Annotated in this window: 30 protein-coding genes; 18 read left to right on the forward strand and 12 right to left on the reverse strand. The window is 65.2% G+C overall.

Features of this window, described 5'->3' with window-relative positions; genetic code table 11:
- Positions 1 to 352: 352 nt before the first annotated feature.
- Positions 353 to 2,254, forward strand: coding sequence for a bifunctional 5-dehydro-2-deoxygluconokinase/5-dehydro-2-deoxyphosphogluconate aldolase (locus R5H30_RS21100; protein ID WP_318330739.1), 1,902 nt, complete (start codon positions 353 to 355; stop codon positions 2,252 to 2,254).
- Positions 2,255 to 2,347: 93 nt separating this feature from the next.
- Here the strand turns inward: R5H30_RS21100 and R5H30_RS21105 are convergent, their stop codons facing one another.
- Positions 2,348 to 3,244 carry a LysR family transcriptional regulator gene (locus R5H30_RS21105; protein ID WP_318330741.1) on the reverse strand — a complete coding sequence of 299 codons (897 nt, stop codon included), beginning with the start codon at positions 3,242 to 3,244 and terminating at the stop codon, positions 2,348 to 2,350.
- Positions 3,245 to 3,499: 255 nt separating this feature from the next.
- On the opposite strand from R5H30_RS21105, the gene R5H30_RS21110 reads away from it, so the two are divergent.
- Positions 3,500 to 4,237: an SDR family oxidoreductase gene (locus R5H30_RS21110; protein ID WP_318330743.1), complete on the forward strand. Its 738-nt coding sequence runs from the start codon at positions 3,500 to 3,502 to the stop codon at positions 4,235 to 4,237.
- A 67-nt stretch (positions 4,238 to 4,304) separates the two neighbouring features.
- Here R5H30_RS21110 and R5H30_RS21115 read toward each other — a convergent pair whose 3' ends face one another.
- A complete protein-coding gene (locus R5H30_RS21115; RefSeq protein WP_318330744.1) occupies positions 4,305 to 6,089 on the reverse strand; it encodes an SGNH/GDSL hydrolase family protein in 1,785 nt (594 codons plus the stop codon).
- Between the two features lie 205 nt (positions 6,090 to 6,294).
- Between R5H30_RS21115 and R5H30_RS21120 the strand changes: the two genes are divergently transcribed.
- A complete protein-coding gene (locus R5H30_RS21120) occupies positions 6,295 to 6,768 on the forward strand; it encodes a GNAT family N-acetyltransferase (RefSeq protein ID WP_318330746.1) in 474 nt (157 codons plus the stop codon).
- A 63-nt stretch (positions 6,769 to 6,831) separates the two neighbouring features.
- Here R5H30_RS21120 and R5H30_RS21125 read toward each other — a convergent pair whose 3' ends face one another.
- From R5H30_RS21125 to R5H30_RS21150, 6 genes are all read right to left on the reverse strand, one after another.
- Positions 6,832 to 7,458 carry a trimeric intracellular cation channel family protein gene (locus R5H30_RS21125; protein ID WP_318330747.1) on the reverse strand — a complete coding sequence of 209 codons (627 nt, stop codon included), beginning with the start codon at positions 7,456 to 7,458 and terminating at the stop codon, positions 6,832 to 6,834.
- Positions 7,459 to 7,917, reverse strand: coding sequence for a ribonuclease HI (gene rnhA / locus R5H30_RS21130; protein WP_318330748.1), 459 nt, complete (start codon positions 7,915 to 7,917; stop codon positions 7,459 to 7,461).
- Complete coding sequence (locus R5H30_RS21135; protein ID WP_318330749.1) at positions 7,910 to 8,497, reverse strand: class I SAM-dependent methyltransferase; 588 nt, start codon at positions 8,495 to 8,497, stop codon at positions 7,910 to 7,912. Before R5H30_RS21135 ends, rnhA begins: the two co-directional genes overlap by 8 nt.
- Complete coding sequence (locus R5H30_RS21140) at positions 8,494 to 8,946, reverse strand: DUF3429 domain-containing protein (protein ID WP_318330750.1); 453 nt, start codon at positions 8,944 to 8,946, stop codon at positions 8,494 to 8,496. Before R5H30_RS21140 ends, R5H30_RS21135 begins: the two co-directional genes overlap by 4 nt.
- Before the next feature lie 67 nt (positions 8,947 to 9,013).
- Positions 9,014 to 9,970, reverse strand: a complete 957-nt coding sequence (gene ispH / locus R5H30_RS21145; protein ID WP_318330751.1) for a 4-hydroxy-3-methylbut-2-enyl diphosphate reductase — start codon at positions 9,968 to 9,970, stop codon at positions 9,014 to 9,016.
- 128 nt (positions 9,971 to 10,098) lie between these two features.
- Positions 10,099 to 10,653 carry a LabA-like NYN domain-containing protein gene (locus R5H30_RS21150; RefSeq protein ID WP_318330753.1) on the reverse strand — a complete coding sequence of 185 codons (555 nt, stop codon included), beginning with the start codon at positions 10,651 to 10,653 and terminating at the stop codon, positions 10,099 to 10,101.
- 119 nt (positions 10,654 to 10,772) lie between these two features.
- Here R5H30_RS21150 and folK point away from each other — a divergent pair, with 119 nt between their 5' ends.
- The 13 genes from folK to recO all read left to right on the forward strand — a co-directional run bounded on the left by folK (position 10,773) and on the right by recO (position 20,856).
- Positions 10,773 to 11,363, forward strand: coding sequence for a 2-amino-4-hydroxy-6-hydroxymethyldihydropteridine diphosphokinase (folK, locus tag R5H30_RS21155; RefSeq protein ID WP_318330754.1), 591 nt, complete (start codon positions 10,773 to 10,775; stop codon positions 11,361 to 11,363).
- Between the two features lie 69 nt (positions 11,364 to 11,432).
- Positions 11,433 to 11,786 carry a DNA-directed RNA polymerase subunit omega gene (rpoZ, locus tag R5H30_RS21160; protein WP_318330755.1) on the forward strand — a complete coding sequence of 118 codons (354 nt, stop codon included), beginning with the start codon at positions 11,433 to 11,435 and terminating at the stop codon, positions 11,784 to 11,786.
- 35 nt (positions 11,787 to 11,821) lie between these two features.
- Positions 11,822 to 13,957 carry a RelA/SpoT family protein gene (locus R5H30_RS21165; protein WP_318330756.1) on the forward strand — a complete coding sequence of 712 codons (2,136 nt, stop codon included), beginning with the start codon at positions 11,822 to 11,824 and terminating at the stop codon, positions 13,955 to 13,957.
- An 89-nt stretch (positions 13,958 to 14,046) separates the two neighbouring features.
- Positions 14,047 to 14,715: a DUF2062 domain-containing protein gene (locus R5H30_RS21170; RefSeq protein ID WP_318330758.1), complete on the forward strand. Its 669-nt coding sequence runs from the start codon at positions 14,047 to 14,049 to the stop codon at positions 14,713 to 14,715.
- Positions 14,716 to 14,743: 28 nt separating this feature from the next.
- Positions 14,744 to 15,508, forward strand: coding sequence for a pyridoxine 5'-phosphate synthase (locus R5H30_RS21175; protein WP_318330760.1), 765 nt, complete (start codon positions 14,744 to 14,746; stop codon positions 15,506 to 15,508).
- A gap of 4 nt (positions 15,509 to 15,512) precedes the next feature.
- Positions 15,513 to 16,238: a hypothetical protein gene (locus R5H30_RS21180; protein ID WP_318330761.1), complete on the forward strand. Its 726-nt coding sequence runs from the start codon at positions 15,513 to 15,515 to the stop codon at positions 16,236 to 16,238.
- Positions 16,239 to 16,307: 69 nt separating this feature from the next.
- The gene (locus tag R5H30_RS21185) at positions 16,308 to 16,766 is read left to right on the forward strand and encodes a hypothetical protein (protein ID WP_318330763.1); all 459 of its coding nucleotides are present in this window, start codon (positions 16,308 to 16,310) and stop codon (positions 16,764 to 16,766) included.
- A gap of 10 nt (positions 16,767 to 16,776) precedes the next feature.
- Positions 16,777 to 17,181 carry a holo-ACP synthase gene (acpS, locus tag R5H30_RS21190; RefSeq protein ID WP_318330764.1) on the forward strand — a complete coding sequence of 135 codons (405 nt, stop codon included), beginning with the start codon at positions 16,777 to 16,779 and terminating at the stop codon, positions 17,179 to 17,181.
- A 123-nt stretch (positions 17,182 to 17,304) separates the two neighbouring features.
- Positions 17,305 to 18,144 (forward strand): signal peptidase I, encoded by an 840-nt coding sequence (gene lepB, locus R5H30_RS21195; protein WP_318330765.1) that lies wholly within the window; start codon positions 17,305 to 17,307, stop codon positions 18,142 to 18,144.
- The gene (gene rnc, locus R5H30_RS21200) at positions 18,141 to 18,827 is read left to right on the forward strand and encodes a ribonuclease III (protein WP_318330766.1); all 687 of its coding nucleotides are present in this window, start codon (positions 18,141 to 18,143) and stop codon (positions 18,825 to 18,827) included. The genes lepB and rnc overlap by 4 nt, the downstream gene beginning before the upstream one ends.
- Positions 18,824 to 19,732, forward strand: coding sequence for a GTPase Era (gene era, locus R5H30_RS21205; RefSeq protein WP_318330768.1), 909 nt, complete (start codon positions 18,824 to 18,826; stop codon positions 19,730 to 19,732). The genes rnc and era overlap by 4 nt, the downstream gene beginning before the upstream one ends.
- Before the next feature lie 66 nt (positions 19,733 to 19,798).
- Positions 19,799 to 20,128: a DUF1491 family protein gene (locus tag R5H30_RS21210; protein WP_318330797.1), complete on the forward strand. Its 330-nt coding sequence runs from the start codon at positions 19,799 to 19,801 to the stop codon at positions 20,126 to 20,128.
- A 2-nt stretch (positions 20,129 to 20,130) separates the two neighbouring features.
- Positions 20,131 to 20,856, forward strand: coding sequence for a DNA repair protein RecO (recO, locus tag R5H30_RS21215; RefSeq protein ID WP_318330798.1), 726 nt, complete (start codon positions 20,131 to 20,133; stop codon positions 20,854 to 20,856).
- Here recO and R5H30_RS21220 read toward each other — a convergent pair.
- From R5H30_RS21220 to R5H30_RS21230, 3 genes are all read right to left on the reverse strand, one after another.
- On the reverse strand, positions 20,840 to 21,235 hold the full coding sequence (locus R5H30_RS21220) for an META domain-containing protein (RefSeq protein ID WP_318330769.1): 396 nt from the start codon (positions 21,233 to 21,235) through the stop codon (positions 20,840 to 20,842). The two genes, recO and R5H30_RS21220, sit on opposite strands and share 17 nt — an antisense overlap.
- A gap of 44 nt (positions 21,236 to 21,279) precedes the next feature.
- A complete protein-coding gene (locus tag R5H30_RS21225) occupies positions 21,280 to 21,801 on the reverse strand; it encodes a TetR/AcrR family transcriptional regulator (protein ID WP_318330770.1) in 522 nt (173 codons plus the stop codon).
- A gap of 114 nt (positions 21,802 to 21,915) precedes the next feature.
- Positions 21,916 to 23,604, reverse strand: a complete 1,689-nt coding sequence (locus R5H30_RS21230) for an acyl-CoA dehydrogenase family protein (RefSeq protein ID WP_318330772.1) — start codon at positions 23,602 to 23,604, stop codon at positions 21,916 to 21,918.
- 156 nt (positions 23,605 to 23,760) lie between these two features.
- Between R5H30_RS21230 and R5H30_RS21235 the strand changes: the two genes are divergently transcribed.
- On the forward strand, positions 23,761 to 24,528 hold the full coding sequence (locus tag R5H30_RS21235) for a sulfite exporter TauE/SafE family protein (RefSeq protein ID WP_318330773.1): 768 nt from the start codon (positions 23,761 to 23,763) through the stop codon (positions 24,526 to 24,528).
- Here the strand turns inward: R5H30_RS21235 and R5H30_RS21240 are convergent.
- Positions 24,525 to 24,881 carry a helix-turn-helix domain-containing protein gene (locus R5H30_RS21240; protein WP_318330774.1) on the reverse strand — a complete coding sequence of 119 codons (357 nt, stop codon included), beginning with the start codon at positions 24,879 to 24,881 and terminating at the stop codon, positions 24,525 to 24,527. The genes R5H30_RS21235 and R5H30_RS21240 overlap by 4 nt on opposite strands.
- A 157-nt stretch (positions 24,882 to 25,038) precedes the next feature.
- Here R5H30_RS21240 and R5H30_RS21245 point away from each other — a divergent pair, with 157 nt between their 5' ends.
- Positions 25,039 to 25,983, forward strand: coding sequence for a helix-turn-helix domain-containing protein (locus tag R5H30_RS21245; protein ID WP_318330775.1), 945 nt, complete (start codon positions 25,039 to 25,041; stop codon positions 25,981 to 25,983).
- Positions 25,984 to 25,995 lie beyond the last annotated feature (12 nt).

Raw genomic sequence — 25,995 nt, forward strand, 5'->3', positions numbered from 1 at the left:
TCCTATCAGCCATCGCGCTCGCCGCCGCAGTCATATTCTGGCTCTGAAAATCAATGAGTCTGGAGCCTACTTTGTTTTCCAACGTGCGAAGGCGTAGGGCGCAAGGGAGAACGGTTTCGTCGCCAGGCCCATCAGTGGCACGGTCAGGCGGACCGGACCCATCATCACATTTCCGGCATGGGAAAAAGACAACCGCTTTGAACGGTGCGATTCGACGAAACTGGACGCGGGCACAGAAAATAGAAGCAGCGATCGCCGCAGACCATTCACATTCGCCTGTTCGGAGTGGATGGTGACGGGGGCGAAAAACAGCCGCGTGCACGCCACCGGGAACACACCTCAGGGCACCTCAATGTCTGAACTCGATCTAATCACCATTGGCCGGTCCTCGGTGGATCTCTACGGCGCGCAGATCGGCGGGCGTCTAGAGGACGTGGGGTCTTTCGACAAGTACATCGGCGGCTCCCCGACCAACATCGCTTGCGGGACGGCGCGGCTGGGGCTGAAGTCGGCGGTAATCACCGGCGTCGGCGACGAGCACATGGGCCGGTTCATCCGCGAGCAGTTGGACCGCGAGGGCGTGAACACGGAAGGGGTGAAGACAGACCCCGAAAGGCTGACGGCTCTGGTACTCTTGGGCATTCGAAACCAGGAACAGTTTCCGCTCATCTTCTATCGCGAGAACTGTGCCGACATGGGGCTGACCGAGGCCGACATCGACGAGACCTTCATCCGCCGGGCGCGGGCGGTTGTGGCGACCGGCACGCATCTTAGCCACCCCCAGGTCGAGGCGGCGACGCTCAAGGCGTTGCGAATTGCACGGGAAAACGGGCAGCAGACCGCGCTCGACATCGACTACCGGCCGAACCTTTGGGGTGTGGCAGGCCACGGCGAAGGGGAAAGCCGTTTCGTGAAAAGTGCCGCGGTGACGGAAAAGCTGCAGTCGACGCTGCATCTTTTTGACCTGATCGTCGGAACCGAGGAGGAGTTTCATATCGCCGGCGGGTCGACCGACACCGTCGAGGCGCTGCGCGCGGTCCGCAAGGTCTCGGGCGCGACGCTGGTTTGCAAGCGCGGCGCGGCGGGGGCTGTGGCCTTCACCGGCGAGATCCCGGAAAGTCTTGATGACGGTGAGACCGGACCTGGCTTTCCGATCGAGGTTTTCAACGTGCTGGGGGCAGGTGACGGTTTCATGTCGGGCCTCCTGAAGGGCTGGCTCGACGGCGCGGACTGGTCCACCGCGCTGAAATACGCCAATGCCTGCGGAGCGCTTGCCGTCAGCCGCCACGGCTGCACCCCGGCCTACCCGAGCTGGGAGGAACTGCAGTTCTTCTTCAACCGCGGCATCGTACGGCCGGACCTGCGCAACGATGCGGAACTGGAACAGGTGCACTGGGCGACGAACCGTGCGGGCGACTGGGCGCAGATCCGGACCTTCGCCTTCGATCACCGGTCGCAATTCGAAGAGATGGAGGGCTACACCGAAACCAAGGGCGGTGCCTTCAAGGAGCTCTGCCTGCAGGCGGCGCTGAAGGTTCAGTCCGGGCGGCCCGGCTACGGCATTCTCTGCGACAACCGGATCGGGCGCGACGCGCTGCACAAGGCAATCGGCACCGGACTCTGGATCGGGCGGCCGACCGAGCTACCCGGATCGCGGCCCATCGAGTTCGAGCCGGACCTGGGCGAGGATGTCGGCCTGCTGCGCGAATGGGCGCGGGAGAACGTGGTAAAGCTGCTGGTATTGTGTCACCCCAACGACGGTGACAAGACTGCCAGAATGCAGATCGCGCGGGTCAGACGGCTTTTCACCGCTGCACGCCGCAACGGTCTGGAATTCCTGCTCGAGGTCATCCCGTCGAAGGTCGGTCCGGTAGACGACACAACGACCGGAACGCTGATTCAGACCTTCTACGACGCGGGTGTTTATCCCGATTGGTGGAAGCTCGAGCCGTTCAGGACCCAGACCGCATGGGCGAACGCCGTTGCCGCCATCCAACGCAACGACCCGCGGACCCGCGGAATCGTGGTCCTGGGTCTCGACGCGCCGGAGACCGAACTTGCGACCAGCTTCGCGCTGGCCGCGAAGCAGCCGCTGGTGAAGGGCTTCGCCGTGGGACGGACCATCTTCGGTGACGTCGCGCGGTCGTGGATGAAAGGCGAAATGAGCGACTCAGATGCCGTGACCGGGATGGCCGAACGGTTCGAACGGCTTTGCGACATCTGGGACGCGGCACGACGGCAGGCGGGACCATGATCGACGCTCTGCGGTCGGGCGCAACGCGGAAGGCAACTCCTCTTGCACGCGCCGACCGGAGCCGGGACCAACCTGCGCCATAGGGCACAGGCCTTACGCTACGCGCGCGTCCTTCAGGAAGTCGATCATCGCGCGCACCTTGCCGGGCACGAAACTGCGGCTTGGGAATACCAGCCACGCCGCCGTGTCAAAGGTGGTGGCCGTCACGTCCCAGCCCGCGATGCATGTCCGCAGTCGCCCCGCCTCGAGGTCCCCCTGGATCAGCCAGTCAGGCAGCAGCGCCGGGCCAAGCCGAGCGAGGGCCGCATCGCGGATCGCTCCGGCAGGAGACAGGACGATGTCGCCCGTGACAGGCTGGTCGAATACAGCGCCGGTCGCATCCCGGAACAGCCAGCGCGACCGGTACTCGCGGAAGGGAAATAAAAGGGCGCGGTGGTTCGCCAGATCCCGGGGGCGCAGCAGAGGCGGTGCGGTCTCCAGATAGCCCGGCGCGGCGACAACCCGGTAGCGCGTATCCATCAGCTTGCTGACAACATAGTCGCCTGCGATCTCCGGGGCCAGTCGGACGGCAAGGTCTATCCGGTCCGCCACGAGATCGATGATGGTGTCGGAAAAGATGCCTTCGACAGCCACCTCGGGGAAGAGTGTACGAAAATCGGCTAGGCGCGGAACGATGACGCGCTGCCCGAACGTGGCCGAGGCGGAGATTCGGAGCGTGCCGCGCGGTTCCGTCTGTATGGCGAGGGCGTCTTCTCGCGCACGTTCGAGTTCTTCGGTCAGCGGCGTGATCCGCGTAAGATACAGCGCCCCAGCCTCCGTCAGTTCCATGCGCCGCGTCGTGCGTGAGAACAGCCGCAAGCCCAGTTCGGTCTCGATCCCCGCGACGACCCGTCCGATCGAGGACGGGTCCACATCGCGCTGACGGGCAACGGCGGCAAAGCTGCCCAGTCTGGCGACATCCTGGATCAGGGTAAGGTCATTCAGGTTCATTCGTGCAAGATTCGCATGAGACTAAAGCCAAAGATAACGTTTATTGCGATTCTTGTAGCGAATAATTCTTCGTTTGTCAGAGACTGTCAGGTTCGGGACCGAAGACACGAGGCTTAGCCGCGCATCCCCACCGCAGCATCCGACTGCGTTCCAAGTTCGTCGATGGCGACCGCGAGGGCGTGAGATACGACCGGGATCTTTGGTCCCGGCCCTTACTGGAGAGACACCGTGCCTACCAACAACAAAACAGTCATCGTGACCGGCGCCAGCCGGGGTATCGGAGAAGCGACCGCGCGCCATTTCGCGAGCGCGGGCGCCCATGTGGTCCTGGCGGCGCGTGACGCAAACCGTATCAATTCGATTTCTGCAGAGCTCAACCATGCCGGCCTCTCCGCCTGTGTCTGGCCGACGGACGTAGCCCAGGCCGCGCAGGTGAAATCGCTGATCGACGCGACTGTCGAGGAAACCGGACGGATCGACCTGCTGGTCAACAATGCCGGTCTCATCGATCCTATCGCCCGGTTGGGCGACAGCGATCCCGAGGCCTGGGGCCACGTCGTCGACGTGAACCTCAAGGGCGTCTATCACGGACTGCGCTATGCGATTCCGGTGATGATCGCGCAGGGCGGCGGAACGGTCGTGAACATCTCTTCGGGCGCGGCCGTCTCGGCCCTTGAAGGCTGGAGCCATTATTGCAGCACCAAGGCGGCCGTCTTGTCTCTGACCCGGGTGGCCGACACCGAATACCGGGATCATGGCGTGCGCGTCATCGGCTTGAGCCCCGGCACGGTTGCCACGCAGATGCAGAGGCAGATCAGTGCGTCCGGCATCAATCCGGTAAGCCGGTTGGACTGGTCCGCTCATATCGGCGCCGAGTGGGTCGCGAAGGCGATCGAGTGGTTGACGACGGCCGAGGCGGACGGCTACCGCGGCACCGACTTCTCTCTCAAGACCGATGAGGGGCGGCGCCTGATCGGCATGCCGCTTTCGTGAACCGGTGTGCTGAGCAAAGAGCGGGCGTCGGCGCGACGCCCGTTCTCGCGTCGCATCTATCCGGTCGTCAGACGATTCCCCAAAGCTGGCCTTCGTCGTAGCGCGCCAGCAGATCCTCGTTCAGGTCCAGCGACTCGATCGGGCTGCCGGAGTCCTCGGGCAGACCGGACCAGAAGAGGATGTTCTCCATTCCGCGGGCCTTCAACGTCGATCCGTCGTCGAAGGTTAAGACGGTTGCGCCGCCCGAAGTCTGCGCGCTTTGGGCCGGCGCACTGTCCGGAGACAGGAAGACAAGCAGCGTGTCGATGCCCTTTCCGCCGGTGTAGATGTCCGCACTCGTGTCCGACCCGCCCCAGAGCAATTGTTCGAAGAAAACGAAGACGTCGTTGCCGCCGTTGCCCTTCACCGCGTCGCTGCCAACGCCTCCGATCAGGAAGTCCATCGCGCTTCCGCCGACGAGGTGGTCATCGCCCGCGCTTCCCGCCAGAAGGTCGCTGCCGCCGCCGCCGCGCAGGTCGTCTTCGCCGCTGCCGCCGATGACGAGATCCGAGCCCGCCTTGGCGAAGACCGTGTCGTTCCCGCGACCGCCCAGGGCGGTGTCGTCGCCCGTGTCCAGCGTCAGCGTGTCGGACCCGTCGCGCGCGAAGATGAAATCGTCGTCGCTGGTGGTGGTGATCGTGTCCGAGGCGCTGGAGGCCATGATTTGCCGCGTGGTGAGAACTTCCTGTGAAAAGACCGCGATCACGTCATGCAGCGCGCCCGATGGGTGGATCTCGTCGAAGAACAGGATCTGCTCGGGCCGGTAGGCTTCCGCCGTGAAATTCACGTCGAACACCGGCACGATGTCCCCGTCGCCGGTTTCGACCCAGTCCGGATCGCCGGAATAGCCGAAGAGATACGGCCCTTGGTAAAGAAACCCGTGCGTCTGCATGTCCGCAAGGATTTCCTCGGCCAGGATGTCGACGCGCACCACCTCGGTCACGATTCCGTCCGCTTCCAGGCGATCCGCGGCATCCCGGATCTCGTCGTTGACCGAGTCGAGAAGGTCGCGTGCCACCGGGCGCTCAAACCAGTTGAGATCGCCATATCCAAGGAAGAACTCCGCCACCGGCAGGGTGTAAAGCGCGATCGCGTCCACCCCCGCATCCGCAAGCCGGCGCGATTGCGACTCGACCTCTTCGCCCACGTCTTCCGCGAAGGCATCGACGCCGCCGAAAAGAACGTTGAAAAAGCTCGTGTCGAACTCGCCGAGGTCGTTGGCGCCGATGTTCAGGATCGCCAGCGTTCCGTCCGGCGCGCCATTCGGGATGGCGGCGAGGTAGCGGTCGACCTGCGCCGAGAGGTTGATGTCGAAGTCGCCGTATTGGGCCAGCGCCGCGGCAGTATCCTCGACGATCGAGAAGCTGCCAGCGCCGCCGCCTGCCATCGTGTAGTCGAGGTTCGAGTATTCGTTGATGTAACTTTCGCCGCGCTTCTCTCCAAGCGCCTGCGCCCCGCCGAAGGCGTAGTTTTCATAACCCGTCTCGAGCGCAAGCAGGCCGGCGAGCGTGTCGGCATAGACCGTTCCGTCGGTGAAGGCGGTTGCGCTGTAGGTGCGTACCGATCCGTCGCCGTCGTACTGGAACGGCACGCTGTAGAGCGGCGTCCCGCCGCTGTCCTGTTTCAGGAAATCCGCGGCAAGGTCATGGAAGTTTCCGTTGTCGCTGAGGCTGTCGCCGAAGACCACGACGCCGGAAATGCCAAGGCTGCCAAGCGCGGTCCCGCCGAGTTGCAGCTGTGTCGGGGGCGCTGTCGTGATGAGTGTGCCGTCCCCTCCGCCGCCGGAAGCCGTCGTGTCGTTCACTGGTGGCATTCTGCAACCCCCTTCCGACCGTGGATGACCGTACCAGTTTAACGTGCAGCGTCCCGCTGCGTCAATTTACAGTTGGGCGCTTGCCGCCGAACCCCGAAGCCCGCTCGGAACGGCTTGCGCGTACCGCGCGTCGCGACTAGACCGGCCTCGGTTTTCGGCGGCCGGATGGCGCCGCCGAAGCGCAACAGATTGCAGAGGCAGACGGATGACGACGCACAGGATCGCGCCGACGGTGGCGGAGGACATTCCGGGGCTTCAGCGGGTGCTGGAGGACACCGGGCTCTTCCCGCCCGATCTGTTGCCCGAGATGTTTGCACCCGCACGCGACGGAGATCCCAGCGCCTTCTGGCTGACATGTCATCTGGGGTCCGAGCCGGTGGGCCTGTGTTACACGCGGGCCGAAGAGATGGCCGATGGCACCTGGAACATGCTGGCGCTCGGTGTCGCGTCTGCGCACCGGCGGTCCGGTCTCGGCGCGGCACTGGTGGCGGCCGCCGAAGAGCGTCTGCGCGAACAGGGCCAGCGGATGCTCCTCGTCGATACGTCCGGAACCGATGATTTCGCGGCGGCGCGTGCGTTCTATGAAGGCATCGGCTACGCGCAGGAGGCCCGGATCCGGGATTTCTGGGCGCCTGGCGATGACAAGATCACGTTCCGGAAATCTCTCACGACGGGCTGAGGCGATTGCGGCGAGCTGCCGGACCGGAGTGCGGTCTGGCGCGGGAATGGCTCTGGCTTTTCGTCAGTCGTGCCGGGGTGGGAACCCCTTGTAGACGGGGATTTTCCACCCGAAGAGCAGAGATCCTGCGCGCAGCACCCAGGTCGTCAGGGCACAGACCCCGAGCGGGAGAAGGTCGTGGGCGACATAAGGCGCCGTGAGAACGGCGACCAGAGCGCCTGCAAAGGCCGCCGAAACGTAAAGCTCTCCTTGCCGCAGCACCACGGGAACGTCTCCGACCACAACGTCCCGCATCAGCCCGCCCATGCAGCCCGTGACCATGCCCATCAGAACAACGACCGTCGGCGGGCTGCGGAGGGACAGGGCCACGCCGGTCCCGGCGGCGACCGCGATGGCCAGCGCAAAACTGTCGAGCCAGATCAGCGTCCTGAGCCGGTTCTCGAACCGGTGCGCGGTCAGGAACACCACGAGCGCGGCGGCACAGGCCACCCAGAGATAGCCGGGCTGCGCGATCCAGAAGATCGGGTTCCGGTCGAGCAGCACGTCGCGCACGGTGCCCCCGCCGACCGCCGTCAGGCAGGCAATGAAGGCAAAGCCCACGATGTCGAGCTGTGCGCGGCTGGCCACGAGCGCGCCGGTCAGCGCGAAGACCAGCACCGAGGCGAAGTCGAGCAGCGCAAGCAGCGGCATTCAACCGGTCTTCTTGAACGGCGCCATCCCTGCGCGCGCCAGCGCGTCTGCGCGTTCGTTCTCGGGGTGGCCAGCATGGCCCTTGACCCATTTCCATGTCACGTCGTGGCGCGCGTTGGCGGCGTCGAGCCGCTGCCAGAGTTCGGCGTTTGCGACCGGCTTCTTGGCGGCGTTCTTCCAGCCGTTGCGCTTCCAACCGTGGATCCAGCCGGTGATGCCGTTCTTGACGTAGTTGCTGTCCGTCACGATCGTGATCGCGCTGCGCCGGTCGAGCGCCTCGAGCGCGCTGATCGCGGCCAGAAGCTCCATCCGGTTGTTGGTCGTCCGCGTCTCGCCGCCGCTCATCTCGCGTTCACGCAGGACGGTGTCGCCCTCCGTCGCGCGCAACAGCACGCCCCAGCCGCCGGGGCCGGGATTTCCGCTGCAGGCGCCATCGGTATAAGCGAAAAGCTCAGGCATGGGCGGTCACCGCGATCCGGTCGGACATCTCGCCGCTCAGGCCCGCGGATCGTCCGGTCTCGGATCCGGTCCAGGTCAGCCCGGCAGCGGCCAGCAGTCCGCGCAATTCGTCTTCGGCAAAGTACGTGTAGAGGCGCGAAAGCCCGTCGCGCTGCGATCCCGCACCGGTCTTCAGGGCGAGGTGGAAGCGCCCGCCCGGTTTCAAGGCCCGCTTGATTGCGGCGAGGTGCCGCGGCATGTCTGCGCGCGGGGCGTGCAAAAGGCTGAAGTTGGCCCAGACGCCGTCATAGAGATCGACATCCGCCAGATCCGCAAAGTGCATCTCCTTGGCCGTCACGCCCGGATGTCGGGCCGCCATTTCGACCATCTCGGGCACGGCATCCACCGCCGTCACGCGAAACCCGGCGTCGGCCATGCGCCCCGCCTCGCGCCCGGGACCACAGCCGAGGTCGAGCACCCGCGCGTCCTCGGGCAAGTCCGCGATGAACGCATCGAGCCGCGGGTCGTCGAGGTCGGCCGCCATCTGCGCGTAATCCTCGGCCTTCTCCGCGTAGACTTGCAGGGTTTGCCGGTCGCTCACAGGAAGACCCCCACGGACAGGCAGGCGATCACAACGCCGGTCAGCAAGACCCGCAGCGACATCCACCACGCGGGTGCAAGGCCCCAGGCGGCAAAGGCATAGTCGAGGATCAGCAGGCCGGCGAACCCGAAGATCAGGTTCAGGCCGGCGCTGGTCGGCCCGCCGCCGGTCATGAAGAAGGCCCAGAGCGCCGGGATCACCGAAAGCGCATACCCGGTGGCGGCACGGCTGCCGTCGGCCTTGGTCGCGAAGCCCCAGAGCACGCCGGACATGAACGACAGGATCACCGAGCCGTAGAAGTGTTGCACGTAGGGACCGACAAAGCGCGGCCCCAATACTTCCGAACCCCACGCCGCCAGCGGCGCACTGAGGTAGGTCGCAGCCCCCCAGACGAACGGGATCAACCCGGCGAGGCCAAGCAACAGCGGCGCGCGAGGGATGCCGGTCACGCGGAAGTCCCTAGGCAGCGGTGCGCACGTCGCGATCCCGGCGCCGGGGCGTGCGTCATCTCGGCGCTCATCCGGTCACCGGCATCCGCAGCACGCGCGGCACCTTGAACTCGACATTCTCCACCACGGTCTCGACGGGATTGAGCGTCACGTCGTAGCGCGCGCGGAAAGCCTCGATGACCTCGTCGATCAGCACTTCGGGTGCGGAGGCGCCGGCCGTGATGCCGACGCTGCGAATACCCTCGAGCGCGCGCCAGTCGATGTCGCCCGCACGCTGGACAAGCTGGGCATAGCGACAGCCCGCCCGCGCGCCGACTTCAACCAGCCGTCGCGAATTCGACGAGTTCGGCGCACCGACCACGAGCAGCGCATCGCAGTCCGGCGCCATCGCCTTGACCGCTTCCTGCCGGTTGGTGGTGGCGTAGCAGATGTCTTCCTTGTGCGGGCCGATGATCGCAGGAAAGCGGCGTTTCAGCGCCGCCACGATGTCGGCCGTGTCATCGACGCTCAGCGTGGTCTGGGTCACGAAGGCAAGCCGTTCGGGGTCGCGGACCTCGACGCCGTCCACATCCTCGACGGTCTCGACCAACAGTACCTCGCCCTCGGGCAATTGGCCCATCGTGCCGACCGTCTCCGGGTGACCGGCATGGCCAATCATGATCATCTGCAGCCCGTTGTCCGAATGCCGTTGCGCTTCGATATGGACCTTCGAGACCAGCGGGCAGGTGGCGTCGACATAGACCATCTCGCGCTTGGCGGCCTCCGCCGGCACGGCCTTAGGGACGCCATGTGCCGAAAAGATCACCGGGCGATCATCGGGGCAGTCTTCCAAGTCTTCGACGAATATGGCGCCCTTGGCACGCAGACCATCGACCACGAACTTGTTGTGCACGATCTCATGCCGCACGTAGACCGGGGCGCCCCATTTCTCCAGCGCCATCTCGACGATCTTGATTGCGCGGTCCACGCCTGCACAAAAACCGCGCGGTGCGGCGAGATGCAGGGTCAGGGGCGGCTTGGTCATCGGGCTCTCCGTCGGTCAGGCCGTACCTAAAGGCTCACCCCGCGCGGGTCCAGAGCAAGCGGCCCGGAAAGTCGAGCGCCCGCGATCCGGAGGGATGCGGGCGCTCGTGTCGGCAAGGCTCGAGGCGGTCAGGCCTGGGCGGCTTCCTGGTAGTCGCGAGGAGGCCGCCCGATGACCTCCTTTAGTTCATCGAGCTCTATGAAGTTGTCGGCCTGGCGGCGCAGGTCGTCGGCGATCATTGGCGGCTGGCTGCGGATGGTCGAGACAACCGACACGCGCACGCCCGAGCGCTGCAGGCTTTCGACCAGCGGGCGGAAGTCGCCGTCGCCCGAGAACAGCACAATGTGATCGACCCGCGGAGCGAGCTCCATCGCGTCCACCGCAAGTTCGATGTCCATGTTGCCCTTGACCTTCCGCCGGCCCATGCTGTCGGTGTATTCCTTGGCGGGTTTGGTCACCATCGTGAAGCCGTTGTAATTCAGCCAGTCCACGAGGGGGCGGATCGGAGAATACTCGTCGTTCTCGAGCAGGGCGGTGTAATAAAATGCCCTCAACAGCTTGCCGCGTCGCATGAACTCCTGTCGAAGCAGCTTGTAGTCGATGTCGAACCCCAGCGACTTCGCTGCCGCATAAAGATTCGAGCCGTCAATGAACAGAGCAAGACGCTCGTCCTTATAAAACATAAACGGTCCTTCCGATTTCCGGATCGCTGGAGTTCCGTGAGTATCAATGTTTAAACATCAGCCATCCGTTCAACGGACTAAAATAGGTGAATTTGATTATCCCGCAAGGGAGACTACACATGATTGCGGGCGAGAATCTGCCTGAAAACGGCACCATTTGCCTCGTAGCCGCCGGAGCTAACCTTACGTCACCCTTCGGCGCGCCCCGCGCGACGCTGCGGAAGGCCCTTCAACTATTGGGAGAGCGGGTCGGGGTGATTCGCCGCGTGAGCCAATTCTACCGGACACCTGCGTTTCCGCGCGGGGCCGGTCCCGACTTCGTGAACGCCGTCGCATGTGTCGCCTCGGATCTGCCTCCGGAGCGGATCCTGGAGCATTTGCACGGAATCGAGGCTGACGCCGGCAGGGTCCGTGGCGCGCGCTGGGCGGCGCGGTCGCTCGATCTCGACCTCGTGGCGGTCGCAGACCAGGTGTGCCCGGACCCTGCAACCCACGAGAAATGGGCTTCTTTGTCTCCCGAGCGCCAGATCACCGAGACGCCGGACACGTTGATCCTGCCGCATCCGCGCCTGCCGGACCGCGCCTTCGTGCTGGTCCCCTTGGCCGAGATCGCCCCGGACTGGCGACATCCGGTGCTGGGTCTGACCGTCCGCGAGATGCGCGACCGGCTGCCTCGGGAGGCCCTCGAAGAGGTCACGGCGCTGCAATAGGCGCTTGTAAACCGGCCGAAAGCCCTCTAAATACACCACTTCTGAAAAACCCCCTCATCGGAGACTCTCATGGCCCGCGTAACCGTCGAAGATTGTGTAGACAAGGTTCCGAACCGCTTCGAACTGGTCATGCTTGCCGCGCACCGTGCGCGTGAGATCTCGTCGGGTGCCGCCATCACCGTGTCGCGGGACAACGACAAGAACCCGGTCGTGTCGCTGCGCGAGATCGCCGAGGAGACGCAAAGTGCCGACGAGCTTCGTGAGCGCCTGATCGAGAGCCACCAGAGCCAGATCGAGGTCGACGAGCCGGAAGAGGACGCCATGGCGCTTCTCATGGGTGCCGAGCAGGACAAGCCCGAAGAGGACGGCCTGTCCGAGGAAATGCTTCTGCGGCAACTGATGGCTGCACAGGGGCAGGGCTGACAGCAGTACGGCCTCTCCCACCGGGGGCAGACGGGATGATGACCTCCGACGATCTGATCGAACTGATCCTGCCCTACAATCCCAAGACCAACGAAAAGCTTATCCGGGGCGCGTACGACTTCGGGCGCGCGATGCACGAGGGCCAGACCCGGCATTCGGGCGAACCCTACTTCAGCCACCCGGTCGCCGTCGCCGCGATCCTGACCGAGCAGCAGCTGGACGACGCCACGATCGTCACCGCGCTGCTGCACGACACGATCGAGGACACCAAGGCCTCCTACAAGGACCTGGCCACGCGCTTCGGTGACGAGGTCGCCATGCTTGTCGACGGCGTCACCAAGCTGACCAACCTGCAGCTCAACTCTTCCGAGACCAAGCAGGCCGAGAACTTCCGCAAGCTCTTCATGGCGATGTCCAAGGATCTGCGCGTGATCCTCGTCAAGCTTGCCGACCGTCTGCACAACATGCGCACGATCAAGGCGATGCGGCCCGAAAAGCAGCATCAGAAATCGCGCGAGACGATGGATATCTACGCGCCACTGGCCGGGCGCATGGGGATGCAGTGGATGCGCGAGGAACTCGAGGACCTCGCGTTCCGCGTGCTGAACCCCGATGGGCGCGCCAGCATCATCCGGCGGTTCATCAACTTGCAGCGCGAGGCCGGCGACGTGATCCCGCGGATCACCGGCGACATGCGCGTCGAACTGGAAAAGGCAGGCGTCGAGGCCGAGGTCTTCGGACGTGCCAAGAAGCCCTATTCGATCTGGCGCAAGATGCAGGAGAAGGAGCAGTCCTTCTCGCGCCTCTCGGACATCTACGGCTTCCGCATCATCACCGGGACCGAAGAGGACTGCTATCGCGCGCTGGGAGCCATTCACCAGCGCTGGCGCGCGGTGCCGGGTCGGTTCAAGGATTACATCAGCCAGCCGAAGTCGAACGGCTACCGCTCGATCCACACGACCGTGTCGGGCCGCGACGGCAAGCGTGTCGAGGTGCAGATCCGCACGCGCCAGATGCACGACGTGGCCGAGACCGGAGTCGCCGCGCACTGGTCCTACCGCGACGGCGTACGCAGCCAGAACCCCTTTGCCGTCGATCCCGCGAAATGGATCGCGACCCTGACCGAGCAGTTCGACGCCGAGGAGGATCACGAGGATTTCCTCGAGGCAGTCAAGCTCGAGATGTATTCGGACCAGGTGTTCTGCTTCACGCCGAAGGGCGAGGTGGTCAAGCTTCCGCGCGGCGCCACGCCCATCGACTTCGCCTTCGCCATCCATACCCGGATCGGCACCGCTTGTGTCGGGGCAAAGGTCGACGGGATGCGCGTGCCGCTCTGGACCCGGCTGAAGAACGGGCAGTCGGTGACGATCATCACCGCCGAAGGCCAGATGCCACAGGCGACCTGGCTGGACATCGCCACGACCGGCAAGGCCAAGGCCGCGATCCGGCGCGCCCTGCGAGAAGCGGACCGGGCACGCTTCGTCAAGCTCGGGCAGGAACTGGCGCGGTCGGCCTTCGAGCATGTCGGGCGCAAGGCCACCGACAAGGCGCTGCGCACGGCGGCGCGCAACATGCGCCTCGACAGCGCCGAAGACCTGTTGGCACGGCTCGGCAGCGCCGAGATCTCGGGCCGGGACGTGGTGCAGGCGGTCTATCCTGACCTTGCGCCGAAAACCTCCGGCAACGTTGATTCCCGGCGCGCCGTGATCGGCCTGCAACCGGGGCAGTCCTTCGAGCGTGCGCATTGCTGCGAGCCGCTGCCGGGCGAGCGTATCGTGGGTATCACCTTCCGCGGAAAGGGCGTTGTCGTACATGCCATCGACTGCGACCGGCTGGGCCAGTACGAGGAACAGCCCGAGCGCTGGGTCGACCTGCACTGGCACGACGGCACCCACCCGGCGGTCTACGGCGCGACGCTGGACATTACGATCGGGAACGATGCCGGGGTGCTGGGACGAATCTGCACCTTGATCGGAGAGACCAAGGCCAATATCTCGGACCTGCAGTTTCTGGACCGCAAACCTGACTTTTACCGGTTGCTGGTCTACGTGGAACTGCGGGATGTCTCGCATCTTCATTCGCTGATGCTGACGTTGGAGGCAGAGGCCGACGTGGCCGCGGTTTCACGTTACCGCAACATGGCCCGGGCCGAGGATGCCGTGGAAGCATAAAGCCCCGGTCGCAACACGTGCCGGTCACATTTCAGCGGTTACGTCTGGATGTAGCCGATCACGAACCTGGAGAATTCGGGACTTGTCCCTTGGTCTTTAAACGCCGCGATCCCAAGCCGATCTTCACCGCCCTGGCCGAGTTTCTCTGGCCGCGCGGAGGCTGGACACGTGCATTCCACTACGTCAAGCATCGCGTGCGTCGGTTGCCCGACAGCCCCGAACGCATCGCGCGTGGGGTCTGGGCGGGCGTTTTCACCACCTTCACGCCGTTCTACGGGCTTCACTTCGTCGTCGCGGCCCTGATCGCCAGCATCGGTCGCGGCAATATCCTGGCCGCCCTGATGGCCACGTTCTTCGGAAATCCGCTGACCTACCTGCCGATCGGGATCGCGTCGCTCACGACCGGTCACTGGCTGCTGGGCAGCCGGATGGAAGAGGGCATCGAACGGTCGCTGGGCGGCAAGTTCGTCGATGCCGGCCACGACCTGTGGGACAACTTTCTTGCGGTGTTCACCGACAAGACGGCGGACTGGCAGCATCTGGCGATCTTCTATCACGACATATTCTTTCCCTACCTCATCGGCGGGATCCTCCCGGGCATCATCTGCGCGACCATCTGTTACTATCTTTCGGTTCCGGTGATCCGGGCCTACCAGAAGCGTCGAAAGGGTGTCATCAAGGCCAAGTTCGACGCGTTGAAGGCAAAGGCGGCGGCCAAGGCCGAGGCCAAGCGCGGCGCCGGATCCGTCGACAGCTGACACGAACCGACTGGGTGGGAGAGCCGCAATGGCCGAAGAGCAGAAGTCCAGGGGCAAGTTACGCCTGGGGGTGAACATCGATCACGTCGCCACGGTGCGCAACGCGCGCGGCAGCGCCTACCCGGATCCGCTGCGCGCGGCGAAACTGGCCGAAGAGGCCGGTGCCGACGGGATCACGGCGCATCTGCGCGAGGACCGGCGGCATATCTCGGACGCCGACATCGAAGGGCTGATGGACACGCTGTCGCTGCCGCTCAACTTCGAGATGGCCGCGACCGACGAGATGCAGAAGATCGCTCTGCGCCACAAACCGCACGCGGTCTGCATCGTTCCCGAAAAGCGCGAAGAGCGCACGACCGAAGGCGGGCTCGAGGTCGCACGCGAAGAGAACCGGCTGGCACATTTCATTGCGCCCTTGCGGGACGCCGGGTGCCGAGTATCGATCTTCATCGCCGCCGAGAAACGCCAGATCGAGGCTGCGCACCGGATCGGGGCGGCGGTGATCGAACTGCACACCGGGGCCTATTGCGATGCCCATGCCGAGGGCCGCATCGAGGAGCGCGACGCCGAACTCGAACGCCTGCGCGAGATGTCGGCCTTTGCCGACGATCTCGGCCTCGAGGTGCATGCGGGCCACGGGCTGACCTACGACACGGTCAAGCCGGTGGCCGCCTTCCCCGAACTGATGGAACTCAACATCGGCCATTTCCTGATCGGCGAGGCGATCTTCCGCGGTCTGAAACCCTCGATCGCCGAGATGCGCCGGCTGATGGACGAAGCGCGCGGCGGGTGATCGCATGCGCCTCATGCTATGGTTTCTCGCGCTGCCGTTCCGCCTGATCCGGCGGTTCGCCACGTTCTTCGCCGTGCTTGCTCTGGTGGCGTCGCTGGCCTTCAACGTGGCCACCCTGACAGTGGCCAGCGTCTATGCCGCGGTGACCACGGGCCTGAACGCGGTGGGCGTCACGACCGTCGCGGCGCGCGAGGCGGGTGCAAAGCTCGCCAGCCAGCGCAAGGTCACGCAGAGCATCGTGCGCAAGTCATCGCAAAAGGTCACGCGGCGCGCGCAGCGTGGTGCCGCGCGGAACATCGCCTCGGTCGGCGGCGAGGCCATCCCGGTGATCGGCATCGCCGTGATCGCAGGCGCGCTGACGCTCGAGGTCCGGGACGCTTGCGACACCGCTGCAGACATGGCGGGGCTGGAAGCCGCGCTTGCCGCCGAGGGGAGCGAGGAGGAGCTCGAAGCGGTCCGGGCGCAGGCGGTTGCGAGCTTCGATTGCGCGTCGTTGATTCCCGAGTACGACGACCTCCCCGGAACCGATGATATCTGGGTCAGCATGAAGTCGGCCCCGTCGGCGGCCTACGACAAGGCAAAGGCCGCGGGGATCAGTGTTACCGAATACGATTGGACCGGGGCGGCGGGTTCTGTTGTGACCACGGTGATCGACTGGGTAGGGTCCTTTTTCGAAGCAGGGGACCCGGTTCCGGACGATCCGACCTTTGCGCCGTCGGCAGAGCAATAGCCGGCCCGGCGCGCTGGACCCGAAGCCAACGGGACTGTAACCAGAACCAAACCACCCAGGAACAGGCCGATGATCGCGCCGAAACGTCTTCCGTTGCTACTCGCGATCCTCGCCGGGTTTCCGGCGCAGGGACAGCAGGTTCTGGACTGCACCGGCTATCAGGCCAGTGCCTACAACCTCGTCGAACCCTGGGAGGCGCATAGCGCGACATTCGCCAACGGGGACATCCGCGTGGCGCTGCTCGACACGGTCGAACCGGCGGCGGCGGCGTTCTACCTGCTTGTCATCGCGCCGCCCTACGATGAGCTTGGCCTGCCGGGCTGCTCCGTCATCGCCGAGACCGGCGGGATGGGCTTCGGCGGGCTCGACTTCTCCACGCTCGCGGCGGCCTACGACCCGGGCGCAGGGTTGACGCTGTCGCTGGCCGGCTCTCGCTTCGACGCAAGCTCGGGAGATTTCCGTCCGATGACGCTTGCGCTCACGATCAACCAGTCGACCGGGGTTCTCACGCCCGTTGTCCGGCCATGAAAGCGCGCAGATGATCCTGGGCATCGGCACCGATCTCGCCAATATCGAACGCATCGCTAGTACGCTCGACCGGTTCGGGGACCGCTTTCGCAACCGCGTCTTCACCGAAACCGAGCAGCGCAAGGCCGAGCGCCGCGCCGATACCGCCGGCACCTATGCCAAGCGCTGGGCGGCAAAGGAGGCCTGCTCGAAGGCGCTGGGCACCGGGCTGCGGATGGGCATCGCGTGGAAGGACATGGCTGTGAGCAACCTGCGGACCGGCCAGCCGGTGATGGAGGTCACCGGATGGGCGAAGTCGCGCCTCGACGAGATGACGCCACCCGGGCATGAGGCGATCATCCACGTCACACTCACCGACGATCACCCCTGGGCGCAGGCCTTCGTGCTGATCGAGGCGCGGCCCCTCGCGCGCTGAACGGGGTGCGCGACCCATCGACGCCGACGCATCCGGACGTGATGTCGCCGCGGCCCGCATCGCCTTGACACGCAGGGCCATGCCCCGCATCTAGGCGCAAACCTTTCGAGCAGGAGGGCCGCAATGGCCACCAAGGAAAAGACCGGCGGAAACGCCTTCGTGGAGACGGTCAAGACGATCGTCTATGCGCTGCTGATCGCAGGCGTCTTCCGCACGCTGTTCTTCCAGCCGTTCTGGATTCCCTCGGGCTCGATGAAGGAAACGCTGCTGATCGGCGATTTCCTCTTCGTCAACAAGATGGCCTACGGTTATTCCTACGCCTCCTGTCCCAGCCTGATCCTGCCGCGCTTCGGCATCGACATCGACGCCAAGGATGTCTGCGGGGTCTTCGACGCCGACAACACGCGGCTCTTCGGCGGCGATCCGGAACGCGGCGACGTGGTCGTGTTCCGGCACCCGGTGTCGGGGCGCGACTACATCAAGCGCCTGATCGGGATGCCGGGTGACACGGTGCAGCTCAAGGACGGCAAGGTCTATCTCAACGGCGAATTGGCGCCTCAGGAACCGGCCGGAGAGTTCGCGGAAGTGATGGAGCGGCAGGGGCCCGAGGGCCGGTATCCGCGCTGCACCAACGGTCCGGTGGGCGAGGGGGCGCAGTGCCTCAAGACGCGCTATGTCGAGACGCTGCCGGGCGGCGTGTCGCACACGGTGCTCGACATCGGGACGCAGGCTTCGGACAATACCGGTGTCTATACCGTGCCGGAGGGTCACTACTTCTTCATGGGCGACAACCGCGACAATTCCGCCGACAGCCGGCTTGCGCAGCAGGCACAGGGCGTCGGTTTCGTGCCTTACGAGAACCTGATCGGTCGTGCCGACCGGATCATGTTCTCTTCCGCGGGCCGGTCCATGCTGTTCTTCTGGACCTGGCGCGGAGACCGGTTCTTCAAGGCGGTCAGGTGAAGCTTTCGGCCGAACTCCGCGCGTTCGAGACGCGTCTCGGCCACAGCTTTGACCGGCCGGAGCTGCTGAACCGCGCCATCACCCATGCATCGATGTCCTCGCCGGCCCGTGGCGACAACCAGCGCCTGGAGTTCCTCGGCGACCGGGTGCTCGGGCTGGTCATGGCAGAGGCGTTGCTGGCGCAGGACCGCTCGGCCTCCGAGGGTCAGCTTGCGCCGCGCTTCAACGCGCTGGTGCGCAAGGAAACCTGCGCCGACGTGGCGCGCGAGATCGGGCTCGGCGCGGTGATGCGGCTGGGACGGTCCGAGATGCTGTCGGGCGGGCGGCGCAAGCAGGCGCTTCTGGGCGACGGGATCGAGGCGGTGATCGCCGCAGTTTATGTCGATGCCGGGTTCGACGCGGCCAAGGCGCTGATCCTGCGGCTGTGGGGCGATCGGGTGACCGGCGTCGATGCGGATGCGCGGGATGCCAAGACGGCGCTGCAGGAATGGGCGCAGGCGCGCGGTCTGCCGCCGCCGCGCTATGTCGAGACGGCGCGCGAGGGGCCGGACCACGCGCCGGTCTTCACGCTGGCGGCCGAGCTCGAGACCGGCGAGAGCGAGACGGCCACCGCCGGATCGAAACGCGAGGCCCAGCAGGCCGCGGCCAAGGCCCTGCTCGAGCGGTTGGAGACCGGAACATGACGACACGTGCGGGATTCGTCGCCCTGATCGGAGAGCCCAACGCGGGCAAGTCGACGCTGCTCAATCGCATGGTCGGCGCCAAGGTGTCGATCGTGACCCACAAGGTACAGACCACGCGGGCCCGCATCCGTGGGGTGGCGATGGAGGGCGACAGCCAGATCGTCTTTGTCGACACGCCGGGCCTTTTCGCGCCGCGCCGGCGGCTCGACCGGGCCATGGTCGCCGCGGCCTGGGGCGGGGCGGCGGATGCGGACATCATCGTGCTTCTGGTCGAGGCGCACCGCGGCGTCACCGAGGGCGTCGAGCGCATCCTCGAGGGGCTGCGCGATCTGGGCGGTGCTGCACGGGTGGCGCTGGCGATCAACAAGATCGACCGGGTTCAGGCCGAGGCGCTGCTGGGGCTGACGCAGGATCTCAACGCACGGTTCGACTTTGGAGAGACCTTCATGATTTCGGCCGAGCGCGGCCACGGGGTCGAAGATCTGCGGCACTGGCTCGCCGATGCGCTGCCCGAAGGGCCCTGGCTTTACCCAGAGGATCAGATCGCCGACCTGCCGATGCGGATGATCGCGGCCGAGATGACCCGCGAGAAGCTGACCCTGCGCCTGCACCAGGAACTGCCCTACCAGCTGACGGTGGAGACCGAGAGCTGGGAGGAGCGCAAGGACGGCTCGGCGCGCATCGATCAGGTGATCTATGTCGTGCGCGACGGGCACAAGGGCATCGTGCTGGGCAACAAGGGCGAGACGATCAAGGCGGTGTCCAAAGCGGCACGCGAGGAAATCGAGACGTTCCTGGGCCGCCGGGTGCACCTGTTCCTGCAGGTGAAGGTGCGGCCGAACTGGCTCGATGAGGCCGAGCGCTATTCCGAGATGGGGCTGGAGTTCAAGGATGGCAACGCCTGAGCGGGTCGCGAGGACGGGAGCCTCCGGCGGGGATATTTTGGAACCAGAGAAGCGGCAAGAGGCGGCATCGTGCGGCTGACGGCGCGGTTCTGGGTCGACGCCTACCTCGCGCGGCTGCGGTTGCAGGATATCCCGGCCTTCGTTGTGGCGCATGGCGATGACACTGGGGGCGCGGTGCTGGTCAAGCTCAACACGCTCGACGGGCAGGCGGCGCTCTATCAGCGCGGCTTCGACCTCGGGACCGGGGCGCAGCGCTGGACGGTTCTGGCCGAAGGCGACCAGGACGAGATGGACGCGGCGGTCGCGCGCCAGCGCGGGTTCGATCCGGACCTCTGGGTGATCGAGGTCGAGGACCGCGCCGGGCGGCACCTGCTGGACGAGCCGGGACTGGCCTGATGCTGGCGTGGCGCGACGAGGGCATCCTTCTGAGCGCGCGCAAGCATGGCGAGACCTCGGCGATCATCGAAGTGTTCACGCCGGCGCATGGCCGGCACGCAGGCGTGGTGCGCGGCGGCACCAGCCGCAGGATCGCACCGGTGCTGCAGCCCGGAGCGCAGCTCGATCTCTCCTGGCGGGCGCGGCTCGAGGACCATATCGGGTCGTTCACGGTGGAACCGGTCCGCAGCCGCGCGGCGGCGGCGATGGGTACCCGGCTGACGCTCGCGGGGCTCAATGCGGTGACGGGGCTGCTGTCCTTCTGCCTGCCCGACCGCGAGCCGCACCCGGCGCTTTATGCCCGGACCGAGGCGCTTCTGGATCTGCTCGGAGAGGAGGATCTCTGGCCGCTGGCCTACCTGCGCTGGGAGCTGGGGTTGCTCGAAGAGATGGGCTATGGGCTCGATCTGACGCGCTGCGCCGTGACAGGTACGCAGGAAGACCTTGTCTATGTGTCTCCGAAATCGGGCCGGGCGGTGTCGCGCGCCGGCGCGGGCGACTGGGCCGACCGGATGCTGCCGCTACCGGAGGTGCTGCGCGGCCTTGGCGCGGCACCGGACACGGAAATCGCGCAGGGCCTTCAGACGACAGGCTATTTCTTCGACGCCCATCTTGCTCAGAACCTCGGCCAGAAGCCGCTGCCCGAGGCGCGCCAGCGCTTTGTGGCGGCCTTCAGTCGGCGGCTCTGAACACCATCTGCCGCCCGGCGTCGTTGCTCAGGATCATCGTGTCGCTCTGGATCTCGACCAGCCGCATCGCCTCGAGCGCCGCGAAGAAGCGGCTTTCGGCCTCGAGTTCCGGGCAGGCCCGGCGTGTGCTGCGGACCGGTCCGAGTTCGAACCAGGGGTAGGGCGCGGTGTTGGTGCCGCTATAGGAGTTGCAGGGAGATTCGCCGGCGACCTGCCCGTCACCGGGGAAGACCAGCGTGGCGCGGGCGGAAAACGCGGCGCCGTCGATCTCGGCCAGCGTCCAGATCCTGTCGGCCCCGCCGTAAGAATGGGCGGTTTCGTCGCCGCCGTAGCAGGCGGCAACGGGCAGAAAAAGCGAGATCAGGGCAGCGATGCGCATGGTGGAAATCCCTTGCTGGCGTGTTTTCGATCTTGCTGCGCGCCTCAGCGCAGCGCAACCACCATGTCCACGAGCGTGTCGAAGGCAGCGGCCGGCGTGGCCGCGCCGGGAAGCTGCGGCATGCCCACCAGAGAGCCGAGGCTGGTCTGGGCGAAAGCCCGGTTGGTGATCCCGAGCTGGCTCAGGAGCGCACCGATGTAGGTCATCCGCTCGGCATCGACCTCGGCGACGATGTCGGACACCATGGGATTGATCCGGGCCCAGCCGCGCATCGCGGGATCCTGGCGATCCGCAAGCAGGCTCTGGCCGAAGCGGCGCAGCCGTTCGTCCGCCGGCGCGTCGTCGGCAAGCGCCGCGGCCACCACCGCGAGCGCGCGCGCCTGCCAATCCTTCGATACCGCTTCGTGCAGTGCGGGAACGTCCTTGAAGTGCCAGTAAAACGATCCTTTCGTCGCTCCGAGCCGACGCGCCAGAGGCTCGGCGGCCAGCGCGGACGGACCGTGGGCGACAAGCGCTTCGAGAGCGGCGTCGATCCAGGATTGGCGTGTGAGTCGCGGCTTGGACATGCCGCAGCACCTACGCAGCCCGACGACCGCTCGCAAGCCCGCGCATCGTCGCAGGCGACCGATGGCCGATCACCTGTGCGCGACTGCCATCGAAAGCGGTAGACGCGACGGGCTTCAGGCAAGCAGCCGGCGGGCGATGACCTGCGCCTGGATCTCGCCGGCGCCCTCGAAGATGTTGAGGATGCGGGCGTCGCATAGCACCCGGCTGATCTTGTATTCCAGCGCGAAGCCATTGCCGCCGTGAATCTGCAGACCGTTGTCCGCCGCCGCCCAGGCGACCCGTGCGCCGAGCAGCTTGGCCATGCCCGCCTCGAGATCGCAGCGGTGGCCCTGGTCTTTCTCGCGGGCGCTGAAGTAGGTGAGCTGGCGCGCGATCATGATCTCGACCGCCATCATCGCCAGCTTGGAGGACACCCGGGGAAAGGCGATGAGGGCGCGGTCGAACTGGCGGCGTTCCTGAGCGTATTGCATCGCGATGTCGAGCGCCGACTGCGCAACCCCGATGGCGCGTGCGGCGGTCTGGATGCGGGCGCTTTCGAAGGTTTCCATCAGCTGTTTGAAGCCTTTGCCTTCCTCGCCGCCCAGCAGGTTCTCGCCGCTGACCTCGAAGCCGTCGAAGGCCAGCTCGTATTCCTTCATGCCCCGGTAGCCCAGCACCTCGATCTCGCCGCCGCTCATGCCGGGTGTCGGGAACGGCATGTCGTCGGTGCCCGGCGTCTTTTCGGCCAGAAACATCGACAGCCCGCGATAATCCGTCGTCGTGGGATCAGTGCGGGCGAGCAGGGTCATTAGGTGGGTGCGTGCGGCATGGGTGATCCATGTCTTGCTGCCGGTCACCCGGTAATCACCGTCCGCGCCTTTGACCGCGCGGGTGCGCAGGGCGCCGAGGTCGGAGCCTGTGTTGGGCTCGGTGAATACGGCCGTCGGCAGGATTTCGCCGGAGGCGAGGCGGGGTAACCAGCGGCTTTTCTGCGCGTCGGTGCCGCCGCAGAGGATGAGTTCGGCCGCGATCTCGGAGCGTGTGCCGAGGCTTCCGACACCGATGTAGCCGCGCGACAGCTCTTCAGAGACGACCACCATCGCCGCTTTGCCGAGCCCCAGCCCGCCGAGGTTCTCGGGGATGGTCAGCCCGAAGACGCCCATCTCGGCGAGCTCCGAAATCACCTCCATCGGGATCAGTTCGTCCTTAAGGTGCCAGTCGTGCGCGTGCGGTTCGATCCTGTCGAGCGCGTAGCGCCGGAACTGTTCGCGGATCATCTCCAGTTCTTCGTCGAGGCCGGAGGCGCCGACGGTGATGTTCGCGGCCTGCTCCTGCATGAGGGCAACGAGCCGCGTACGGGCCTCGGGTGAGTTGCCGTCGCGTGCAAGCGTGGCGATCGCCGGTGTGGAGAGCATGGATATGTCCGTCTCGGACAAGCCGAGGTCGGACAGGCGCACGAATTCGCCCTGGTTCATCGGGATGCCGCCGCGGATCTGGCAGAGGTACTCTCCGAAGGCGATCTGCAGGATCAACTGTTCGATTTCCCCAAACCGGCCTTCGGCGGTCAAGCCGTCGGCCCAGACCTGCATCTGGCGCAGCGATTCGACATAGGTGGCCAGCCAGGCGAGCCCGTGCGCCGCCCCCTGATGGGCGTCCAGCAGCGCACCGCTGACCCGCGCGCCCTCCCGGACCTGCCCGCCGACGCGCTCTTTCGCGGTGGCAAGCAACCCATCCAGAGGGTCGAGTGCTGCTTGGGTCAAGCCGATGAGGTCTGCCAGCACGACGCCGGCCTGCGCGTCGATGTCCTGCCCGTCATGTGCCATTCCGTCATCCCCCTCTGCCACGGCGCTGGTCTAGTTTGTTTGCAGGTGCAGCGCAACAATAATTCGTTTCCAATGCTGCGTAGAGCATAAAGTTTCGCGTGCGTTGCGGTGCGATTAGCCGGTGCGGGTCACGCCGCACGTTGCTATCACTGACCCATGGAAGACATTTTCAGCCAGATGACACCGCTTGCCTTCGTCGCCGCCTGCGGCATCGGCCTGCTGGCCGGCGTCGTGAAAGGGGTCGTGGGGTTCGCCATGCCGATGGTGCTGATTTCCGGCCTCACGGTTTTCTTGCCGCCCGAAACGGCACTGGCCGGACTGATTCTGCCGACCGTCGTGACCAATGTCATGCAGGCGTTGCGCCAGGGGGTTGGGGCGGCCTGGCAGTCCGTGCGCAAGTTCCGGGTCTTCCTGCTGTGCGGCTTCGTGACGCTTGTCCTGTCGGCCCAGCTGGTGCGTGTTCTGCCGATCAACGTCCTGCTGCTGGCGATCGGCCTCCCGATCATCGGATTTGCACTGCTTCAGCTGAGCGGATGGGCGTTCCGCATGGCGCGCCAGTCCCTGCCGGTCGAAGCCGTGGTTGGAGGGTTTGCGGGGTTTATTGGTGGGCTGTCGGGCGTCTGGGGGCCACCGACGGTCGCCTATCTCACGGCGCTGGGCACCGAGAAGCACGAGCAGGTCCGCGCCCAGGGCGTGATATACGGCCTTGGCGCGGTTGCCCTTGTCGGTGCGCATGTCAGTTCCGGCGTCCTGCGCGCGGAAACCTTGCCGCTCTCGCTGGCCCTGGTGCCGTCGGCGGTTGTCGGCATGTGGATCGGGACCCGGATCCTCGACCGCATCGACCAAAAGATGTTCGGCAGAGCCACGCTCGTGGTTCTGCTTGTGGCAGGTCTGAACTTGGTGCGGAGGGGCGTGCTGGCCTAGCTCTGGCGGGCCACGGTGACGCCAGAGACATCTTCAATGAAGGTCACGATTCGCGATTTCACCTGGTCGTCGCTGATGTTGGACAGGGCGGCGACGATCTCGAGCCCTGGGTCCCGGGCGTCAGGGTCGTCCTTCGATTCGAGACCCTCGAAGAAATAGGAGGTCGGGACGCCGAGAATCTCCGAAAGTTCGTAAAGACGGCTGGCGGCGATACGATTCGAGCCGATCTCGTATTTCTGAATTTGCTGGAACGACAGGTTCAGCTTCCGGGCCACATCCGTCTGCGACAGACGGCGCATGGTTCGGATTTGCTTCAGCTTCTTTCCGACGTGAACGTCAACAGGATGGGACATAACTGGTTAACACCTCAGGTTGCAGATGTCCTATGTGATCCCCAGATGCCGGACTCGATCAACTGAGTACCTTTTTTCTGTTTCAACCTACAAATGTGCTGTTGATGTATGATCCGTGATGCAGTATTGGATGATTAATTTACCATCCAATGGAATAATGAACCAGATCGTCCCAGAGCATAAATCCGCGGCAAAAGTCACGAAGGCACAGGATTCGCATGCGCTTTTGCATGAAATGATCCGGTCCTTCACGACCCTTGCAAGAACACTGAACCTGAGCCATGCGGTCAAGGAGCTCGGCAGCACGCGCCAGACCGTGCGGCGTCACATAACGCAGCTCGAGGAGGCTAAGGGAACGCCTCTCTTCATCGTCGAGGACCGTCAATACCGGTTGACCGATGCCGGCGAGAAGGCCTTGCCCGAGGCGCTCAATATTCTGGCGCTCGGCAACTCATGGTTGAGTGGCCACCTGCAGAACTACCAAGGCCTGCCCCTTGTGCAGAAGACCCATTCCGACGGCTGGAGCTTCTGGCAGCAGCAACGGCCGATCGGGGAACTGTGGACCTCTTCAAGGCCACTCCTGCGCGAATCCCTGCGGGCCTGGGCGCGGGCCGGCGGTGCGCTGGAAGACTCCGAAATGGAGCATGTGCGCCCCTATTTCGTGGTTTTCCGTGACACGCCCAACGGGTGGATCTGCGTGGAGCTCGGAGACGAGTGTTCATACGTGTCGTGGTTCGGATGGTCGCATGCGCGCAGCAGTATCGGTCGCGTGCTGGAACAGCTGCTTGCCGGCGACGATTTCGGGCGTCTTGTCAACATGCCCTACGAAGAGGTGCATCGGTCCATGGGGCTGCGACTGGACCATATTCATACCCAGATGCATCGCGAAGGAACTAACGCTCTGGTTCCAATCAGTTACCAGAGACTGCTCATGGGAGGGCGCTTCCCTGACGGTTCCTTCGCGCTGCTGTCGGTCGTTGACCGATGCTACGACCTGCGGATCGAAGGCCTTGAAAACACCCAGATCCGCAGCATGCCGAAAGACCTTGTGATGGAGGTGGACGAAAATGTGTTAAAGTTCGGGCGGAAATCAAAACGTTAGGTTAGTATTCGG

It is taken from the genome of Roseobacter sp. FCG-D35 (assembly GCF_033436665.1).
GTDB lineage: Bacteria > Pseudomonadota > Alphaproteobacteria > Rhodobacterales > Rhodobacteraceae > JAWQFO01.

Bases quoted from the DNA above. Each gene is read 5' to 3' on its own strand.
- R5H30_RS21100 (WP_318330739.1), top strand. From the start codon at position 353: ATGTCTGAACTCGATCTAATCACCATTGGCCGGTCCTCGGTGGATCTC.
- R5H30_RS21105 (WP_318330741.1), bottom strand. From the start codon at position 3,244: ATGAACCTGAATGACCTTACCCTGATCCAGGATGTCGCCAGACTGGGC.
- R5H30_RS21115 (WP_318330744.1), bottom strand. From the start codon at position 6,089: ATGCCACCAGTGAACGACACGACGGCTTCCGGCGGCGGAGGGGACGGC.
- R5H30_RS21120 (WP_318330746.1), top strand. From the start codon at position 6,295: ATGACGACGCACAGGATCGCGCCGACGGTGGCGGAGGACATTCCGGGG.
- R5H30_RS21125 (WP_318330747.1), bottom strand. From the start codon at position 7,458: ATGCCGCTGCTTGCGCTGCTCGACTTCGCCTCGGTGCTGGTCTTCGCG.
- rnhA (WP_318330748.1), bottom strand. From the start codon at position 7,917: ATGCCTGAGCTTTTCGCTTATACCGATGGCGCCTGCAGCGGAAATCCC.
- ispH (WP_318330751.1), bottom strand. From the start codon at position 9,970: ATGACCAAGCCGCCCCTGACCCTGCATCTCGCCGCACCGCGCGGTTTT.
- R5H30_RS21150 (WP_318330753.1), bottom strand. From the start codon at position 10,653: ATGTTTTATAAGGACGAGCGTCTTGCTCTGTTCATTGACGGCTCGAAT.
- folK (WP_318330754.1), top strand. From the start codon at position 10,773: ATGATTGCGGGCGAGAATCTGCCTGAAAACGGCACCATTTGCCTCGTA.
- rpoZ (WP_318330755.1), top strand. From the start codon at position 11,433: ATGGCCCGCGTAACCGTCGAAGATTGTGTAGACAAGGTTCCGAACCGC.
- R5H30_RS21165 (WP_318330756.1), top strand. From the start codon at position 11,822: ATGATGACCTCCGACGATCTGATCGAACTGATCCTGCCCTACAATCCC.
- R5H30_RS21175 (WP_318330760.1), top strand. From the start codon at position 14,744: ATGGCCGAAGAGCAGAAGTCCAGGGGCAAGTTACGCCTGGGGGTGAAC.
- R5H30_RS21180 (WP_318330761.1), top strand. From the start codon at position 15,513: ATGCGCCTCATGCTATGGTTTCTCGCGCTGCCGTTCCGCCTGATCCGG.
- R5H30_RS21185 (WP_318330763.1), top strand. From the start codon at position 16,308: ATGATCGCGCCGAAACGTCTTCCGTTGCTACTCGCGATCCTCGCCGGG.
- acpS (WP_318330764.1), top strand. From the start codon at position 16,777: ATGATCCTGGGCATCGGCACCGATCTCGCCAATATCGAACGCATCGCT.
- lepB (WP_318330765.1), top strand. From the start codon at position 17,305: ATGGCCACCAAGGAAAAGACCGGCGGAAACGCCTTCGTGGAGACGGTC.
- era (WP_318330768.1), top strand. From the start codon at position 18,824: ATGACGACACGTGCGGGATTCGTCGCCCTGATCGGAGAGCCCAACGCG.
- R5H30_RS21220 (WP_318330769.1), bottom strand. From the start codon at position 21,235: ATGCGCATCGCTGCCCTGATCTCGCTTTTTCTGCCCGTTGCCGCCTGC.
- R5H30_RS21225 (WP_318330770.1), bottom strand. From the start codon at position 21,801: ATGTCCAAGCCGCGACTCACACGCCAATCCTGGATCGACGCCGCTCTC.
- R5H30_RS21230 (WP_318330772.1), bottom strand. From the start codon at position 23,604: ATGGCACATGACGGGCAGGACATCGACGCGCAGGCCGGCGTCGTGCTG.
- R5H30_RS21235 (WP_318330773.1), top strand. From the start codon at position 23,761: ATGGAAGACATTTTCAGCCAGATGACACCGCTTGCCTTCGTCGCCGCC.
- R5H30_RS21240 (WP_318330774.1), bottom strand. From the start codon at position 24,881: ATGTCCCATCCTGTTGACGTTCACGTCGGAAAGAAGCTGAAGCAAATC.
- R5H30_RS21245 (WP_318330775.1), top strand. From the start codon at position 25,039: ATGAACCAGATCGTCCCAGAGCATAAATCCGCGGCAAAAGTCACGAAG.